The sequence below is a fragment of the Campylobacter sputorum genome, assembly GCF_002220775.1.
Taxonomy (GTDB): Bacteria; Campylobacterota; Campylobacteria; order Campylobacterales; family Campylobacteraceae; genus Campylobacter_F; species Campylobacter_F bovis.
This window is the reverse complement of sequence record NZ_CP019685.1, coordinates 1,338,696-1,355,176: the sequence shown is the minus strand read 5'-3', so window position 1 is coordinate 1,355,176 and position 16,481 is coordinate 1,338,696. Positions and strand designations below refer to the sequence as shown.

Below are 16,481 nucleotides of genomic sequence, written 5' to 3'. Positions count from 1 at the left end.
GATGAAGATAGTATGTTTAGACGCTGATACTCTTGGCGATATTGACTTGAGTAAATTTAATGATTTTGGTGAATTTGTTACATATGAAATAACGTCTGATACTCAAAGACTAGAAAGATTAAAAGATGCTGATATTGTTTTGACAAATAAAGTTATTATCGATAAATATATAATGGATAATACTAACTTAAAACTTATTTGTGTTACTGCAACCGGAACAAATAATATTGATATGGAGTATGCAAAAACTAAAGGTATAGCTGTAAAAAATGTAGCAGGATACTCTACAAATGCAGTCGTTCAACAAGTATTTGCTTCGCTTTTTTATCTAACAAATAAAATGAGATATTATGATGATTGGGTAAAATCAGGCGAATGGATAAAAAGCCCAATTTTTACAAATGTTTCTAAAAATGTTTATGAGATTAATCCAAAAAGATTTGGTGTTATAGGTCTTGGAACTATTGGTTTGCAAGTTGCTAGGATTGCAAAAGCTTTTGGTTGTGATGTTGTGTATTACTCAACTAGTGGCAAAAATAACTCTACTGAGTTTCCTAGTGTTAGTTTAGACGCACTTTTAAAAACTTGCGATATAGTTTCTATACATTGTGCATTAAATGATAAAACCAAAAATTTAATAGATACAAATGAGTTAAAAAAGTTAAAAGATGGTGCCATTATAATGAATTTTGGAAGAGGTGGTATTGTCAATGAAACAGCTTTATCTAAAATATTAGATGAAAGAGAAATTTATGCAGCACTAGATGTATTAGAAAAAGAACCTATGAGTGCAGATAGTCCATTAATGAAAGTAAAAAACAGAGATAGATTTGTGATAACTCCGCACATAGCTTGGGCTACTTATGATGCTAGAGTAAAACTTATGGATTTAGTTTATAAAAATATACAAGATTTTTTAAAGGCATAAAATAGCAAGCGAACATAGTTTTGATGTGAGTGCTAGTGTTGATATGATGGAAGTTAAAAATGCTATAGAGATATCTAAAAAAGAGATTGCTTCTAGATATGATTTTAAGGGAGTTGTAGCTGAGATAAATTTAAATGAAAAAGATAAAACTATAACTCTTTTAACATCAAGTGAGAATAAAATAGACGCTCTTAAAGATATTTTGATATCAAAACTCATAAAAAGAGATATATCATCAAGCGCATTAAAAGATGGAAAAAAAGAGAGTGCAAGTGGCTCAAATGTCCGTTTAGTTATGTCTATAAATGATACTATAGATCAAGAAAATGCTAAAAAAATTACAAAAATCATAAAAGATTCTAAGCTCAAAGTAAATTCATCTATAAGGGGTGATGAAATACGAGTTGTTGGGAAATCTATAGATGATTTACAAGAGTGTATAAGATTGATTCGCTCGTTAAATTTAGAACTTCCTGTGAGTTTTAAAAATCTTAAATAGCTTTAGTTTTATACTCTTATTAAAGATGTATTTTAGTTTAAATTTATAATAAAATATTAAAATGCATCTAAAATTATTTTAAAAATTTAGAAGGTAAAGAATGGGATTTATGAATATAGGTAAAGAGTTTGCTATAAATTATGCTCACAATAAAATGCAAAAAGCACTTTATAATGGGCTAAATATCGATATGTTAGACAAACCTTTGCAAAAAACTCCAAAAGAAAATATTAATTATATGCTTTATATGCATGTGCCGTTTTGTCATACATTTTGTCCATATTGCTCTTTTCACAAATATCACTATGATGAAGAAGCGTCAAAACAGTATTTTATAAATTTAAGAAAAGAGATGCAAGCTATAAAAGATAAAGGTTTTGATTTTAGCTCTTTATATGTTGGTGGCGGAACTACTCTTATAAATGAAGATGAGCTTTTAAAAACTCTTGAAATGGCAAAACAACTTTTTAACATAAAAACAGTTTCTTGCGAGAGTGATCCAAGCCATATTTCGCCACAAAGTTTGCAAAAATTTGTTGGTCTCATAGATAGACTTAGTGTTGGTGTGCAGAGTTTTGATAATGAAATATTGAAAAAAGTCGCAAGATATGAGAAATTTGGCTCAAAAGATGTTTTGATTGAAAAGCTAAATAAAGCAGTTGGAATTTTGCCAATTCTTAGCATAGATTTGATATTTAATCTACCTTTTCAAACTGAGGAAATTTTAAGAGAAGATATAAGAATTGTAAAAAGCATAAATCCAGAGCAATTTACATTTTACCCACTTATGAAATCGCCCCTTACTAGAGATTCCATCGCAAAAACGCTTGGTGTTAGCAATGAAGATAATGAATATAAGTTTTATAAGATTATTTGCGAGGAATTTAAAGATTTACACAAAAGCAATGCATGGGCATTTTCAAAACAAAAATATGATATGAATGATGAATATGTCGGTTCAAATCACGAGTATGTGGGCATTGGTAGCGGTGCTTTTAGTTTTTTAAACGGGGAACTTTTGATAAATGCTTTTGATTTAAATGATTATGGTAATTTTATAAACTCAAATACCCAGCCAGTTATAGCAAAATGCAGTTTTAATAAAAAATATAAGATAAGATATCTGTTTTTAACAGAGCTGTTTGATGGAAGTATAAATATAAGTAAATTTAACAAAGCAAACGATACTTTCTTAGCAAAAGAGCTTTTTATGGAGTTATTTCTTTTGAAACTTGTAAATGCTATATATGAAAAAGATGGAATGATTTATGTTACAGAATTTGGAAGTTATTTATGTTTAGTTTTAATGAAAGAATTTTATACCGGTATGGATAAAGTTAGAGCAACTTTTAAGGATAACAATAAAATAAAAAATGTAAAAACTCTAAGGATAATGGAACAAGTTGACGCTCCTATACAAAATGTCGCAAATGTTTAATGCGACATTTTTAGATCCAAGTTACAACTTCGTTTAGTTTTTTTCTTAGCTTTGGTTTATTGTTTGTTGGACTACCATATCCAAGAGAAATCAATAAAACAGTGTTAAAAGTATCATTAAATTTAAAAAACTCATTTGCTTTTTTAGCATCAAATCCGCCTATAATGCAACTTTGAACGCCTTTAGAATAAGCGATATTTACTAGATTTGCACAAGCTAAATAACATTGAAGTGCACAGTAGTGATTTATTTCTTCTTTACTCATAGTATTAAATCTTTTTCCAAAAATATCCAAAACTTTTTTAAATTTCTCTTTATCTTGTTGTTTTCTAGCTATTATATTTTGCAAATACTCATCTTTTTCTTGAATATCGTTTCTTGAAACTATTGCAATGATATGTGAACAATTTTTCACATGCTCTTGATCTTTTGCGATTTTTCCTAGCTCAAGTATATCATCTTTTTTGCTAACTACAATAAAATGCCATGGCTCTAAACCAAGAGAGCTTGGAGATAGTCTTGTAAGATCTAAAATTTCGTTTATTAGCTGATCGTCTATTTTTCTTTTTTCAAAAACTCTACAAGAATATCTTTGTTGAATGATTTCATCTATAGTCATTTAATATCCTTTTTTATTATTATTTCTGTAATTGTATCATAAAGTAAACAATAAAAAGAAGCCATTTTATACTAAATTGAGCAAATTTTATGTAAAATAAACAACATTATCTATTTAGGAAAGTTATATGCTTGGAATGAGTTTTTCTGAAATTTTAGTTATAGCTTTGATTGCTATTTTGGTTTTAGGACCAGATAAATTACCAAAAGCAATGGTAGAGATAGCTAAATTTTTAAAATTTTTTAAAAAGAGTATAAATGATGCAAAAGCTAGTTTTGATCAAGAAATTAAGATAGCTGAGTTAAAAGCTGATGCACAAAAATACAAAGACAGCTTAAATGATGCAAAAAACAAAGTTAGAAAAAAACTTACATTTGAAGAATTAGAAGAGTTGAAAAACGGCGTAAAAGATATATCTGATGAATTTAACAGTGCTAAAAATATAATAAGTGAAAATGTTGCAAATTTATCAAATTTACAAGAAAATACTACAAATTTAAAACCACAAGATAAAAAAGAGGATTAAGTATGTTTGAAGATCTTAAACCTCATTTAATAGAACTTAGAAAAAGATTGTTTATAAGTTGTGCATCCATTTTTATAATGTTTTTTGTATGTTTTTCTTTTTGGAATCCAATCCTTTCTTGGATGACTACGCCATTAGTTAAAATTTTGCCACAAGGCAGTGATATTATATTTACTCAGGTTCAAGAGCCATTTTTTACAGCTATGAAAGTTTCATTTTTTGCAGGACTTGTAGTTTCTATGCCTATAATTTTCTGGCAATTTTGGCTTTTTGTATCTCCTGGTCTTTATGATAATGAGAAAAAATATGTTTTGCCATTTGTTTTGTTTGCTACATTTTTCTTTATAGCAGGAGCTAGTTTTTGTTACTATGTGGTAATACCGATAGGATTTAAATTTCTTATAAATTTTGGTGGACAACTTTTTACGGCACTTCCTAGCATTGGTGAATATGTAGGATTTTTTACAAAACTAATTGTTGCATTTGGGATATCTTTTGAACTGCCTGTTGTTACATTTTTCTTAGCAAAAATTGGTCTTGTTGATTATAAAACTTTGCTTGGATTTTTTAGATATGCAATTATTATAATATTTGTTTTTGCAGCTATTGTTACACCGCCTGATGTTATAAGCCAAATTCTTATGGCATTACCTCTTGTTTTACTTTATGCTCTTTCTATACTTGTTGTAAAATGGACATGTAAAACTACTGAAAACGAGATTGCTGATGATGAACAAAAAGATGGTGAAAATTTAGATGATTGATTTAGTAAAAACATCTAGTTATGATTATTTCTTGCCACAAGAGTTAATAGCAAAAGAGCCAGTTTTGCCAAGAGAAAATGCAAAAATGCTTGTTTATGATAGAAAAAAAGACACTATTTTACATAAACATGTGAGAGATTTGCCAGAAATTTTGCCAGAGTGCTCTATTGTTTTTAATGATACAAAAGTTATAAAAGCAAGGGCTTATGGTATAAAAAGTAGTGGCGGAAAAGTAGAAATACTTCTTAATGCACCACTTATAAATGGAAATTTTGGTGCGTATATCAAAGGTAGGGTAAAAGTTGGTAGCGAGATTGCATTAAGTGATAGCTTTAAATTTATAGTTAAATCACTTTTTGATGATGGTTTGAGAGAAGTTGAGTTTTATTTGAAAGATAAAAAGTTAAATACAACTGAAGTTTTTGATGAGATGGAGCGTATAGGACACGTGCCTATTCCACCATATATCAAAAGAGATGATAATAAAAATGATGAAATTTGGTATCAAAGTATTTTTGCAAAATACCAAGGTGCTGTTGCTGCTCCAACCGCATCTTTGCATTTTAGTAGTGAGCTTGTTGATAAGCTTAAAACAGATCATGATATTTACACACTTACTTTACATGTTGGAGCAGGAACTTTTAAGAGTATAGAAAGCGAGGATATAACAAAACATAAAATGCACGAAGAGTGGTATCATCTTCCGCAAAATACTATAAATTTGATAAACTCAACGGATAAAATTTTAGGCATTGGAACAACTGTTACTAGGGTGATTGAGGATTTTGCTAGAAATGGTAGGAGTAATGGTGTTTGTGAGTTATTTTTAAATCCTTTTAATAAACCAATTAGGCAAAATTATCTTCTTACAAATTTCCATCTTCCAAAATCAACTTTAATAATGCTAGTTTGTAGTTTTATAGGTTTTGAAAAAACTATGGAAATTTATGATATAGCCATAAAAAATAATTATAGATTTTATTCTTATGGCGATTGTATGTTAGTTTTATAGGAGTAAGTAAGATGCGTTATGTATTTGTATTATTTGCAAGTTTTGTTATGCTTTTTAGTGAAGAAAATGTATATTTGCAAATCACAGATAATTATATAGATATTTTTTATCTAGTTTTTATGGCATTTTGCTTCATTATCCTTGTAGTTATGGTTAAATTTTTAAAAAATGAATTTAAAAAAATAAATGATATTAAAGCAGAGAATAAAACAAATTCTGGCATAAAAAATGAGAATTTTTTAGCATCTAATAATGAAAATATTTTTAATTTAAATTTTAAAGAAAGAAAATATGCGATAAATAAAGCGGTATCAAACATAAATATCTTCTCAAGATTAAGTCATGCTTCTAAGGCTATTTTTGATAGTTCTTTTAAAAATAAATCTGTTGTAATCTTTGATTTTGATGATAGCCTTGATAGAAAATACAATGTTAATTCGCAGCATTTTATACAATGTCTTGTATCTTGCATAAAGTTTTTTTTACAAGAATTTAAAGAAAATACAATAATTGTAGAGTTTTTTCCTATAAGTCAAGGAGTTAATGCTGTAAATTTTGAGCTAAAGGTATCTTCAAATTCTATTTTAGATATTGATTTGTATGAAAAATTAAAAGTTATTATTCACAAAAAAAATATGCTAAACATTGGTAGATTTAAAACTATTTATGAAATGAATAAATATATAGATCAGTTAGGCTGGAGTGTTAAATGTGAAAATGTAAATAATTTTGGTATATGTTTTAATGGGTTTTTAAAACTAGGATATAACGATGATGATACAAATAAAACTTATAGTGATAAATTTAAAAATTTAAGCTCTGTCTTGTTATGTAATAATTTAGCATTAAAAAATATTATCATAAAACAAGTAGAAAAATTTCATATAGATATTAAGCCTTGCGAGAATTGGGAAATTTTAAACGAGCATATAAAAAGTAGGATATATTTGCCTTCTATAGTTTTTATTTATATTGATGATTATAACGGCATTAGCGATGAAATGTATCAAAGTTTGCAAGAAAATAAAAAGAAAAAGAATTTTGTCATTGTATTTTTCATAGGTAATAGAAATCAGATAAGTTGCGATTTGAAAATAGGTGATTTTTTTATAACTTCTCCATATACAATAAGTACTTTAAAAAATGTTTTAGATTTATCTTACGGGGGGGGGCGGAAAACATTAACAAAAACGAAAATTCTTCTATAGATTTTATAGAATATAAAATTTAGAATTTTAAAAGTTTTAATGTTTGAAGATGCTATAAATTTAGAATATCTTGTTATTTTTATGCCAAAATTTCTTTTCTATTTTTTTAACTAATCTTATTTTGACCCATTATTTATTGCCACTTAGGTTGTTTCCTTTTTTTGTATATGAAAATTTGCATTGAGCGTTAGAAGAAGTTGATTTGATTAGGATAAATTTTGGCTTCTTTTGTCCTAGTTTTCGATATCTTTATTTTTAAGTTCTGGTTAAAAAACTACCAAAATTTTCATTTGTATAAATATGTAGTTATTTTATATAGTATAGTTTTATTAAGCTTTTTATGTATTATTATAGTTTAATATTATATTTAGTATAATTCATACTTTAAAAACTGAAGGACAATATCGTGAATGATGCAAAGATTACAGATGAAGATGAGATAGATTTAGTAGAGCTTTTTAAGACATTATGGGGATATAAGTTTATAATACTTGGAGTAACTTTACTTTTTGGAATTTTGGGATTTTTATATGCGTTTGTTTTAGCAACTCCAAAATACCAAGTAAGCGCTATTTTTGAGAATGGATATATCAAAACTTCTATAAATGATAAAACTTCTATAAATGATAAAACTTCTATAATTAATGGATTAAAATTTCAATACATTGATAAATTAAAAGACAAAAGTGGGCTTGATTTTAGTTTTGGTAAAATTGAGGATATAAAAAATGGTAATAATTTTAAAATAGACATTTTGGCAAATAGCAATGAAATAGGTATTTCTAATATGAAAGAGGTTTTAGAAAATTTACAAAAAAATGATCAAAAATTTTTAGATAACTATATAGAGAAAACTAAAAAGAAGATAGAATTAAATGATGAAAAAATTTCTATTTTAAATGCAAGGAAAGTTTCTATAGAAGAAAACATAAGTTCTATTAAATCAGCAATTGCTAATTTTAATAATCGAATTTTTGATTTATCAAAAAATAATAATTCAAATATTGATATAAACTCAAAATTTGAATTTAGCAGGTTGATTGAGGTTAAAAATTCAATCAATCAAGAACTTTCTATTTTAAATAAAAACTTAACAGAACTAACAGCTGAAATCTTTAATACTCAAAGTATGCAAATAGAATTAAAAAATCAAATGCTACCTGCAAATATGCATAAAACAAGCTTTATTGGAGATATATTAATATATGAAAATCCAGTTAAGCCAAAAAAAGCTTTGATTTTAGCCATAGCAATTTTTGCGGGATTTTTTATAGCTATTTTTGGAGTGCTAGTTTTTGATGCGGTTAAGAGATATAATAAAAATTAAGGTATAGATATGAAAGGTATAATTTTAGCTGGCGGAAGCGGAACTAGGCTTTATCCTATAACAAAAGGAGTTAGTAAACAACTTTTGCCGATATATAATAAGCCTATGGTTTATTATCCATTATCTGTTTTAATGCTTGCGGGCATAAAAGAAATTTTAATCATAACAACTCCAGAGGATCAAAAAAATTTTATAAATTTATTAGGCAATGGAAGTGATTTAGGCATAAAACTAGAATATATAATACAGCCTAGTCCAGATGGTTTGGCGCAAGCTTTTATACTAGGTAAAGAATTTTTAAATGGTGATGATGCTTGTTTGATACTTGGTGATAATATCTTTTATGGTCATGGATTTACAAATTTATTACAAAATAGTATAAAAAATGCAAAAAAAGAAGATAAAGCTACTGTTTTTGGATACTATGTAAAAGACCCTGAGCGTTATGGTGTGGCTGAGTTTGATAATAATGGAAATGTCATAAGTATAGAAGAAAAACCAGCTAACCCAAAGTCAAATTATGCCATAGTTGGGTTGTATTTTTACCCTAAGGATGTTGTTAAAAAAGTTTTAGATGTAAAACCTAGTGGTAGAGGCGAACTTGAAATAACCACTCTAAATCAAATTTATCTTAAAGAAAATAGACTTAAATTAGAACTTATGGGAAGAGGTTACGCATGGTTTGATACTGGAACTCACGATAGCTTGATAGAATCAAGTCAGTTTATACAAACTGTAGAAAAAAGACAATCTTTAAAGATAGCCTGTTTAGAGGAAATAGCTTATAAATTTGGTTATATAAATAGAGAAGAACTTTTAAAACTAGCTGAGCCTCTTAAAAAAAATGAATATGGGCGGTATCTTATAAATTTAGCAAAAGGTAAAAATATATGAAATTTATAAGAACGGCTATAGAAGATGTAGTAATTTGTGAGCCTACTATACATGGTGATAGTAGAGGGTATTTTTGTGAGACATTTAGACTTGATTTGCTAGAAAATTTTTTAGGTAAAAAAATAAATTTTGTGCAAGATAATGAGTCAAAATCATCAAAGTATGTTTTTCGTGGATTTCATTTTCAAATTCCACCATTTGCTCAAACAAAACTAGTTAGAGTTATAAAAGGAAAAGTTTTAGATATAGCAGTAGATATCAGAAAAAATTCTCCTACTTATGGCAAATATGTTTGTGTCATGCTTTCTGAAGAAAATAAAAAACAAATTTTTATACCCATAGGTTTTGCTCATGGATTTATAGTATTAGAAGATGATACAATATTTTCATATAAAGTAGATAATTATTATAGTAAAGAGTGTGATAGAGGTATATACTTTGCTGATAAAGCTTTGGATATAGATTTTGGTGTGGATTTAAATAAACTTATTTTATCAGATAAAGACACAAAGCAGCCGTTACTATCAGATATAGAAGAATATTTTACATATGGTGTAAATTATTATGAATGAGTTTAATGTGTTAGTAACTGGTGCTAATGGACAACTTGGTAGTGAGATACATGCTCTTTCTAGTCATTATGTTTATAAATTTTATTTTACAGATAAAAGTAAGCTTGACATAACCAATATGGAAAGTATTAAAGAGTATATGCAAAATAAAAATATAAATGTGATTATAAATTGTGCTGCTTATACTGCTGTGGATAATGCAGAAAGTAATCAAGAACTTGCATTTAAAATAAATACTGAGGGTGTTAGAAATTTAGCTTTAATATCAAAAGAAAATGGTATTAAATTAATTCATATTTCAACAGATTATGTTTTTGATGGCAAAAATTTTAAGCCATATATAGAAACAGATATAGCTTCACCACAAAATATATATGGCAAAAGCAAACTAGATGGCGAAAAAGAGATGATTAGTATCAATCCAAAAAACTCTATAATCATTAGAACATCTTGGGTTTATGGTTATTATGGTAAAAATTTTGTTAAAACTATGCTAAAAATTGGAAAAGAAAGAGATAGTTTAGGTGTAGTGTTTGATCAAATAGGAACGCCTACTTATTCAAAAGATTTGGCAAAAACTATATTAGATATTTTGCCTTTTATAAAAAATGAAAATGCAGAGATTTACAACTACTCAAATGATGGTGTTGCTTCTTGGTATGATTTTGCAAAAGAGATAATGTGTATGGCAAAACTAAAATGTGATATAATCTCAATAGAGACAAAAGATTATCCGACTTTGGCTAAAAGACCATATTTTTCTCTATTAAATAAAACAAAAATAAAAAAAGAATTTGGTTTAAAAATTCCATACTGGAAAGATTCTTTAGATGACTGCTTAGCAAGACTAGGAGAGAGAAGATAATGAAAACAAAAAATATCCTTGTAACTGGATGTGCTGGATTTATAGGTTCAAATTTTGTGCCATATTTTTTAAATAAATACAAAAACTATAATATTATAAATTTGGATTTACTTACTTATGCTGGAAATTTAGAAAACTTAAAAGAAATAGAAAATAATCCAAGATATAAATTTATAAAAGGTAATATTTGTAACAGAGAGTTGATAGAATATATATTTAAAGAGTATGATATTGAAGGTGTTATACACTTTGCTGCTGAGTCACATGTAGATAATTCTATAAAAAATCCAGGAATTTTTATAGAAACAAATATAAATGGCACTTACACACTTTTGGATGTGGCTAAAAAATATTGGATGATTAAACCTTTTGTGTATAAAAATGAATATAAAGTATGTAGATTTCATCATATATCTACTGATGAGGTTTATGGAACCTTGGGAGAAATTGGACTATTTAGCGAAACCACGCCGTATGCACCAAATTCGCCGTATTCAGCTAGTAAAGCAAGTGGTGATATGATAGTAAGAAGTTATATTGAAACTTATGGTTTAGATGCAGTTATAACTAACTGCTCTAACAACTATGGTCCAAAACAACACGATGAAAAACTAATACCGACAATTATAAGAAATGCCATAAAGGGAAATAAAATCCCAATCTATGGAGATGGCAAAAACATACGCGACTGGTTATATGTGCTAGATCATTGCAAAGGGATAGACCTTGTTTTTCATAAAGGAAAAAAAGGTGAAACATATAATATAGGCGGAAGAAATGAGAGAACAAATTTACAAATAGTTGAAGCAATTTGTAAAATTTTAGATGAAAAAATTCCAACTTCTAAAAATGGTTTAAATATAAAAAGTTACAGTGAGTTACTAACTTTTGTAGAAGATAGAGCCGGACATGACAGAAGATATGCTATAGATGCTACTAAGATAGAGACTGAACTAGGTTGGACGGCTGATGAAAATTTTGACAGCGGGATTGTAAAAACTGTTGAATGGTATTTGGAAAGATATGGGATGAAAAATGAATAGTTCGAGTTATAGGATTATAGATTTTAATACTTTTGGCGATGAAAGAGGCTCCCTTATAGCATTAGAAGGTGTATATGATATTCCTTTTGATATTAAAAGAGTTTATTATATTTTTGATACAAAGGAAGGTGTTGAGAGAGGTTTTCATGCTCATATAAATTTAAAACAAATTTGCATAGCTGTAAAAGGCAGTTGTGTTTTTGTGCTAGATAATGGAAAAACAAGAGAAGAGATAAAGCTTGATAACCCAAACAAGGGTTTGTTTATAGAGGGTCTTATTTGGAGAGAAATGAAAGATTTCAGTTCCGATTGTGTTTTGGTTGTGATAGCAAGTGAGCATTATTATGAGAGTGACTATATAAGGGATTATGATAATTTTTTAGAAATTACTAAAAAATCAAAATGACTATTTTCATGTTATATGTTTTTATTTTAAATAAGGCTTGGTAATGAAGATTTGTATTGCTGGAAAAAATAATATCGCGGTTGAAATTTTATTTTATTTGCTTAGTTGTAATGTAAAAAAAGAGAATATTTGCATAATACCAAATCAAACAGATATTGGACAAGATAATTGGCAGAAATCATTATTAAAACAAGCTAATGAAAAAAACATAGAAGTTGTAACATTAGACAAAATTTATGATATTGAAAATTTACTATTTTTATCTTTGGAATTTGATAGAATAGTTGTTCCAAGTAAATTTAAATCAAATAAGCTATTTAATATTCATTTTTCCTTATTGCCAAAATACAAAGGTATGTTTACTTCTGTTATGCCTATTTTAAATAATGAAAAATCTACAGGAGTTACATTTCATAAAATAGATAAAGGAATAGATACTGGAGATATAATTGCTCAAAAAGAATTTACAATAGATTTTATGGACAACGCAAGAGATGTTTATCATAAATGTACCAGAAATGGCATAGCATTGGTAAAGCAGTGTTTAGACGATTTAATGAGTGGTAAATTTATGGAAACAAAAAAACAAAATCATATAAAATCTTCATATTTTTCTAAAAGTTCTATTGATTTCAAAAATTTAAATGTGGATTTAAATCAAACGGCAATAAATATTCATAATCAAATAAGAGCTTTTAATTTTAGAGAATATCAGGTTCCAAAAGTTTTTAGCACAGACATCATATCTAGTAAAATTCTAAACATAAACTCAAATAAAAAGCCAGGTACAATTTTATATAAAAATGATATATGTTTTGTAATAAGTACTATTGATAAAGATATTGTGTTATATAAAGATAGGGTAAAAGATTTATTTGTAGCTTGTGAAAATGGCTATAATCAAATAGTAGATAGATTATTACAAATTCCAAAAATCATTAATATCCAAAATAAGAATGGATGGACACCTCTAATAGTTGCTATATATAATAACAAAAAGGATATTGTTAAAACTTTATTATTAAATGGTGCTGATTTAAGTATTTGTAACTTTAAAGGAACAACACCTTTAATGTATGCAAGAAGTGCTTATTCGGAGCACAAAGATTCTGAAATTTTGCAATTATTGTTAAAGCTGGGTGTGGATATACATCAAAAAGATTATTCAAACAAAAGTGTTTTGGACTATTGTATAGAAAATAATGAAATTGAAGTATTAAATATTATCAAGGGAGAAAATTTTTGATTTCGTTTTTAGATTTAAAAGCTATAAATGCTCAGTATAGAGATGAGTTGGTAAAAGTTTGTGAAAATGTGATAGATAGTGGCTGGTATATACACGGCAAACATTGTTCTGAATTTGAAGAGAATTTTGCTAAGTATTGTGGTACTAAATTTTGTATTGGTGTTGCAAATGGATTAGAGGCACTTATTTTGATAATGAGAGCTTATAAAGAGCTTGGTGTGTTTAATGATGGGGATGAGATTATAGTTCCTTCAAATACATACATAGCATCCATACTTGCTATATCTGAAAATAATTTAGTGCCAGTATTAGTTGAGCCAGATATAAATACATACCTTATAGATCCCAATAAAATAGAAGAAAAAATTACAAAAAAAACAAAAGCTATTTTACCTGTTCACCTTTATGGACAAGTTTGTGAAATGGATAAGATAAATGAAATAGCTAAAAAATATAATTTAAAAGTTATTGAAGATTCAGCTCAATCACACGGGGCTTTTTATAAAAACAAAAAAAGCGGGAATTTAGGTGATGCAAGCGGATTTAGTTTTTATCCAGGTAAAAATTTAGGGGCTTTAGGTGATGCTGGAGCAGTAACTACAAATGATGAGGATTTAGCTAATACTGTTAGAGCTTTAGGAAACTATGGAAGCCATAAAAAATATAAAAATTTATATAAAGGTATCAATAGCAGGTTAGATGAAATTCAAGCAGCTATGCTTAATGTTAAATTGAAATATCTTGATGATGAGATAGAAAAGCGAAGAGAGATTGCTAAATTTTATTTGAATAATATCAAAAATGAAAATTTTATCATGCCTTATGTTAGGACTGAAAATGGTCATGTTTGGCATCTTTTTGTATTAAGGACTTCAAAAAGAGATGAGTTACAAAAATATTTAGCTGATAGCGGAGTCCAAACTTTGATACACTATCCAATTCCATCCCATAAACAAAATGCATATAAAGAATGGAATAAACTATCATATCCTATAAGCGAAAAAATTCATAATGAAGTATTAAGTTTGCCTATCAGCGGTGTTCAAAACATAGAAGATACTAAGAAGATAGTTAAAATAATAAATGACTTTAATTAAAACATCATTTCTTTCAGCCATTGCAACTATTGTCCAAGTTTTAAGCGGATTTGTAGTAACAAAAATAATAGCTGTTTATATAGGTTCTTCCGGTCTAGCTCTCATAGGACAATTACAAAATTTTATAAATTTAGTATTGTTGGTGTCTGGTGATTTTTTCAAAACAGCTGTTACAAAATATACAGCTGAGCTTAAAGACGACGAAGTAAAAAAATATGGATTTTGGTCAACTGCTACGAAAATAGCAAGCATATTATATATAGGTATATTTATTTTTCTATTTTTCTTTTCTAATCAAATTTCTGCTTATTTACTATCTAGTAGTAGATATGGCTATATATTTAAAATACTAGCTTTTAGTATCCCGTTTTTTATATTAAATGGTTATTTATTAGCAATTTTAAATGGACAAAGACAGATAAAGCAATATATCACCCTATCTATATCTCTAAATATAGTTTCCCTTGTTTTAGTAAGTTTTTTAAGTATAGTTTTTGCAATAGATGGCGCTTTAATAGCCTATGTTACTAATCAATCAGTAGTTTTATTAATAACACTTTTTTATCTTAGAAAAGAAGTTTGGTTAAAATTAAAAAATTTTTCATATAAACCAAAGCTAGAAAATATTAAAAAACTTTTTGAAATGAGTGCTATATCGTTTTCAGCAGTTATATCATCAAATATTTCCTTATTGTATATCAGAAACTATATTTCAAACACATTGTCTTTAGAAGATGCTGGATATTGGCAAGGTATTTGGATAATTTCTAATGTTTCACTATCGCTTATTACAACTTCGTTAGTAACTTATCTTTTGCCAACATTATCTAGTATAAAAGAAAAATATTTAATGACGAAAGAGTTAAAAAAGACTATTTATTTAGTATTTCCAATAGCAAGCGTCATATCTGTAGCTTTATATCTACTTAGATATTTTATTATAGATATATTATATACAAAAGATTTTTCGCCTATGGGTGAGCTTTTTTTGTGGCAAATGGTTGGAAATGTTATAAAAGCTTGTTCTTGGGTGCTTGGCTATGTGCTTGTTGCAAAAGCTATGGTTAAATACTTTGTGTTGACTGAATTTATTTTTGCTTCAACAATGGTTTTATTGAGTGTTTATTTTATAAATCATTTTGCACTTGTTGGTGTAACATATGCTTATGCAATAAATACTTTTTTATACCTTATTGCAGTTACGATTATTTATAAATTTAAAGTAAAGGAAAAATATGTCTAATAAAGTTTCTATTTTATTATTAACTTACAATGGAGAAAAATATTTAAAAGAAACCATAGATTCTTGTCTTAACCAAACGCATAGTAATATAGAAGTATGTGTTATTGATGACTGCTCAACTGACAAAACAATAGAAATACTTAAATCATATGGAGATAAAATCAAAGTAATTTATAACAAAACCAATCAAGGCATATCAGCTAATCTAAATAAACTAGGCTTAAATGTAGAGAGTGATTATATAGTATGGTTAGGTCACGATGATAAACTTGCCCCAAATCATGTAGAACTTATGCTCAGTGAGTTTGAAGAAGATACAGCTTTGGTGTTTTGCAATGCTATAATTATTGATGAAAACAATAATGAAAAGAGTATTATGAAAAATGATAATGAAATGTTTCAAAAGCTTAAAAATCCAATGTTTGAGCTTTCTTTAGATAACTTTTTAAATGCCATAGGGCAAATGATAAAAGTTAATGCTTTTAAAAAAGTTAATGGATGGAATACGGATTATAAAAATTATGGTGATTGGTTTTTTTATATAAAAATTCTAAGTGTTGGCAAAATAAAATATACCACAAAAGTAAAATCATACTATAGAGTGCATAAAACTAATATTTCAAATATATTAAGAACAAAAAAAGTCAGAGGTTCTGTTGAAGAATGGGCAAAACAAGCTAGAAAATTTGCACACGAACAGTATAATAATTCTTTAATAGAAAATATTATATACCACTATAATTTGATAAAAATTGATACAAAAATATTAATTAAAAAAATTTTGGGAGTATAAA

At 27.3% G+C, this 16,481-nt stretch carries 18 protein-coding genes; 17 read left to right on the top strand and 1 reads right to left on the bottom strand.

Going from position 1 to position 16,481, the window contains the following annotated elements; all coding sequences use genetic code 11:
* The first annotated feature begins 1 nt into the window (after nt 1).
* The 3 genes from CSPB_RS06775 (at nt 2) to CSPB_RS06765 (ending at nt 2,865) form a co-directional block, all read left to right on the top strand.
* Nucleotides 2–928: a D-2-hydroxyacid dehydrogenase gene (locus CSPB_RS06775; RefSeq protein WP_089193653.1), complete on the top strand. Its 927-nt coding sequence runs from the start codon at nt 2–4 to the stop codon at nt 926–928.
* A gap of 1 nt (nt 929) precedes the next feature.
* Nucleotides 930–1,427, top strand: a complete 498-nt coding sequence (locus CSPB_RS06770) for a YajQ family cyclic di-GMP-binding protein (protein ID WP_089193652.1) — start codon at nt 930–932, stop codon at nt 1,425–1,427.
* Nucleotides 1,428–1,536: 109 nt separating this feature from the next.
* Complete coding sequence (locus tag CSPB_RS06765) at nt 1,537–2,865, top strand: coproporphyrinogen III oxidase family protein (RefSeq protein WP_193625284.1); 1,329 nt, start codon at nt 1,537–1,539, stop codon at nt 2,863–2,865.
* A 10-nt stretch (nt 2,866–2,875) separates the two neighbouring features.
* Here the strand turns inward: CSPB_RS06765 and CSPB_RS06760 are convergent, their stop codons facing one another.
* Nucleotides 2,876–3,484, bottom strand: coding sequence for a nitroreductase family protein (locus CSPB_RS06760; RefSeq protein ID WP_089193650.1), 609 nt, complete (start codon nt 3,482–3,484; stop codon nt 2,876–2,878).
* Between the two features lie 127 nt (nt 3,485–3,611).
* Here CSPB_RS06760 and tatB point away from each other — a divergent pair, with 127 nt between their 5' ends.
* From tatB to CSPB_RS06690, 14 genes are all read left to right on the top strand, one after another.
* On the top strand, nt 3,612–4,010 hold the full coding sequence (gene tatB, locus CSPB_RS06755; RefSeq protein ID WP_089189728.1) for a Sec-independent protein translocase protein TatB: 399 nt from the start codon (nt 3,612–3,614) through the stop codon (nt 4,008–4,010).
* A gap of 2 nt (nt 4,011–4,012) precedes the next feature.
* Complete coding sequence (gene tatC / locus CSPB_RS06750) at nt 4,013–4,774, top strand: twin-arginine translocase subunit TatC (RefSeq protein ID WP_089193649.1); 762 nt, start codon at nt 4,013–4,015, stop codon at nt 4,772–4,774.
* Nucleotides 4,767–5,786, top strand: coding sequence for a tRNA preQ1(34) S-adenosylmethionine ribosyltransferase-isomerase QueA (queA, locus tag CSPB_RS06745; protein ID WP_089193648.1), 1,020 nt, complete (start codon nt 4,767–4,769; stop codon nt 5,784–5,786). Before tatC ends, queA begins: the two co-directional genes overlap by 8 nt.
* 11 nt (nt 5,787–5,797) lie before the next feature.
* Nucleotides 5,798–6,994: a hypothetical protein gene (locus CSPB_RS06740; RefSeq protein WP_151899145.1), complete on the top strand. Its 1,197-nt coding sequence runs from the start codon at nt 5,798–5,800 to the stop codon at nt 6,992–6,994.
* Nucleotides 6,995–7,400: 406 nt separating this feature from the next.
* Nucleotides 7,401–8,321: a Wzz/FepE/Etk N-terminal domain-containing protein gene (locus tag CSPB_RS06735; protein ID WP_161492195.1), complete on the top strand. Its 921-nt coding sequence runs from the start codon at nt 7,401–7,403 to the stop codon at nt 8,319–8,321.
* A gap of 9 nt (nt 8,322–8,330) precedes the next feature.
* Nucleotides 8,331–9,215, top strand: coding sequence for a glucose-1-phosphate thymidylyltransferase RfbA (gene rfbA / locus CSPB_RS06730; protein ID WP_089193645.1), 885 nt, complete (start codon nt 8,331–8,333; stop codon nt 9,213–9,215).
* Complete coding sequence (gene rfbC, locus CSPB_RS06725; RefSeq protein WP_089193644.1) at nt 9,212–9,787, top strand: dTDP-4-dehydrorhamnose 3,5-epimerase; 576 nt, start codon at nt 9,212–9,214, stop codon at nt 9,785–9,787. The genes rfbA and rfbC overlap by 4 nt, the downstream gene beginning before the upstream one ends.
* Nucleotides 9,780–10,652, top strand: coding sequence for a dTDP-4-dehydrorhamnose reductase (gene rfbD / locus CSPB_RS06720; RefSeq protein WP_089193643.1), 873 nt, complete (start codon nt 9,780–9,782; stop codon nt 10,650–10,652). The genes rfbC and rfbD overlap by 8 nt, the downstream gene beginning before the upstream one ends.
* The gene (gene rfbB / locus CSPB_RS06715) at nt 10,652–11,695 is read left to right on the top strand and encodes a dTDP-glucose 4,6-dehydratase (protein ID WP_089193642.1); all 1,044 of its coding nucleotides are present in this window, start codon (nt 10,652–10,654) and stop codon (nt 11,693–11,695) included. The genes rfbD and rfbB overlap by 1 nt, the downstream gene beginning before the upstream one ends.
* Nucleotides 11,688–12,101: a sugar 3,4-ketoisomerase gene (locus CSPB_RS06710; RefSeq protein ID WP_089193641.1), complete on the top strand. Its 414-nt coding sequence runs from the start codon at nt 11,688–11,690 to the stop codon at nt 12,099–12,101. Before rfbB ends, CSPB_RS06710 begins: the two co-directional genes overlap by 8 nt.
* 43 nt (nt 12,102–12,144) lie before the next feature.
* A complete protein-coding gene (locus tag CSPB_RS06705) occupies nt 12,145–13,347 on the top strand; it encodes an ankyrin repeat domain-containing protein (protein ID WP_089193640.1) in 1,203 nt (400 codons plus the stop codon).
* Entirely contained in the window at nt 13,344–14,444 is a 1,101-nt protein-coding gene (locus tag CSPB_RS06700) for a DegT/DnrJ/EryC1/StrS family aminotransferase (RefSeq protein WP_089193639.1), read from the top strand. Before CSPB_RS06705 ends, CSPB_RS06700 begins: the two co-directional genes overlap by 4 nt.
* Complete coding sequence (locus CSPB_RS06695; RefSeq protein WP_089193638.1) at nt 14,431–15,687, top strand: O-antigen translocase; 1,257 nt, start codon at nt 14,431–14,433, stop codon at nt 15,685–15,687. Before CSPB_RS06700 ends, CSPB_RS06695 begins: the two co-directional genes overlap by 14 nt.
* Nucleotides 15,680–16,480, top strand: a complete 801-nt coding sequence (locus CSPB_RS06690) for a glycosyltransferase (protein ID WP_089193637.1) — start codon at nt 15,680–15,682, stop codon at nt 16,478–16,480. The genes CSPB_RS06695 and CSPB_RS06690 overlap by 8 nt, the downstream gene beginning before the upstream one ends.
* The last annotated feature ends 1 nt before the right edge of the window (nt 16,481 follow it).

What these genes read in the sequence shown, in the direction of transcription:
- CSPB_RS06775 (WP_089193653.1), top strand. Translation starts at nt 2, where the DNA reads ATGAAGATAGTATGTTTAGACGCTGATACTCTTGGCGATATTGACTTG.
- CSPB_RS06765 (WP_193625284.1), top strand. Translation starts at nt 1,537, where the DNA reads ATGAATATAGGTAAAGAGTTTGCTATAAATTATGCTCACAATAAAATG.
- CSPB_RS06760 (WP_089193650.1), bottom strand. Translation starts at nt 3,484, where the DNA reads ATGACTATAGATGAAATCATTCAACAAAGATATTCTTGTAGAGTTTTT.
- tatB (WP_089189728.1), top strand. Translation starts at nt 3,612, where the DNA reads ATGCTTGGAATGAGTTTTTCTGAAATTTTAGTTATAGCTTTGATTGCT.
- tatC (WP_089193649.1), top strand. Translation starts at nt 4,013, where the DNA reads ATGTTTGAAGATCTTAAACCTCATTTAATAGAACTTAGAAAAAGATTG.
- queA (WP_089193648.1), top strand. Translation starts at nt 4,767, where the DNA reads ATGATTGATTTAGTAAAAACATCTAGTTATGATTATTTCTTGCCACAA.
- CSPB_RS06740 (WP_151899145.1), top strand. Translation starts at nt 5,798, where the DNA reads ATGCGTTATGTATTTGTATTATTTGCAAGTTTTGTTATGCTTTTTAGT.
- rfbA (WP_089193645.1), top strand. Translation starts at nt 8,331, where the DNA reads ATGAAAGGTATAATTTTAGCTGGCGGAAGCGGAACTAGGCTTTATCCT.
- rfbC (WP_089193644.1), top strand. Translation starts at nt 9,212, where the DNA reads ATGAAATTTATAAGAACGGCTATAGAAGATGTAGTAATTTGTGAGCCT.
- rfbD (WP_089193643.1), top strand. Translation starts at nt 9,780, where the DNA reads ATGAATGAGTTTAATGTGTTAGTAACTGGTGCTAATGGACAACTTGGT.
- rfbB (WP_089193642.1), top strand. Translation starts at nt 10,652, where the DNA reads ATGAAAACAAAAAATATCCTTGTAACTGGATGTGCTGGATTTATAGGT.
- CSPB_RS06710 (WP_089193641.1), top strand. Translation starts at nt 11,688, where the DNA reads ATGAATAGTTCGAGTTATAGGATTATAGATTTTAATACTTTTGGCGAT.
- CSPB_RS06705 (WP_089193640.1), top strand. Translation starts at nt 12,145, where the DNA reads ATGAAGATTTGTATTGCTGGAAAAAATAATATCGCGGTTGAAATTTTA.
- CSPB_RS06695 (WP_089193638.1), top strand. Translation starts at nt 14,431, where the DNA reads ATGACTTTAATTAAAACATCATTTCTTTCAGCCATTGCAACTATTGTC.
- CSPB_RS06690 (WP_089193637.1), top strand. Translation starts at nt 15,680, where the DNA reads ATGTCTAATAAAGTTTCTATTTTATTATTAACTTACAATGGAGAAAAA.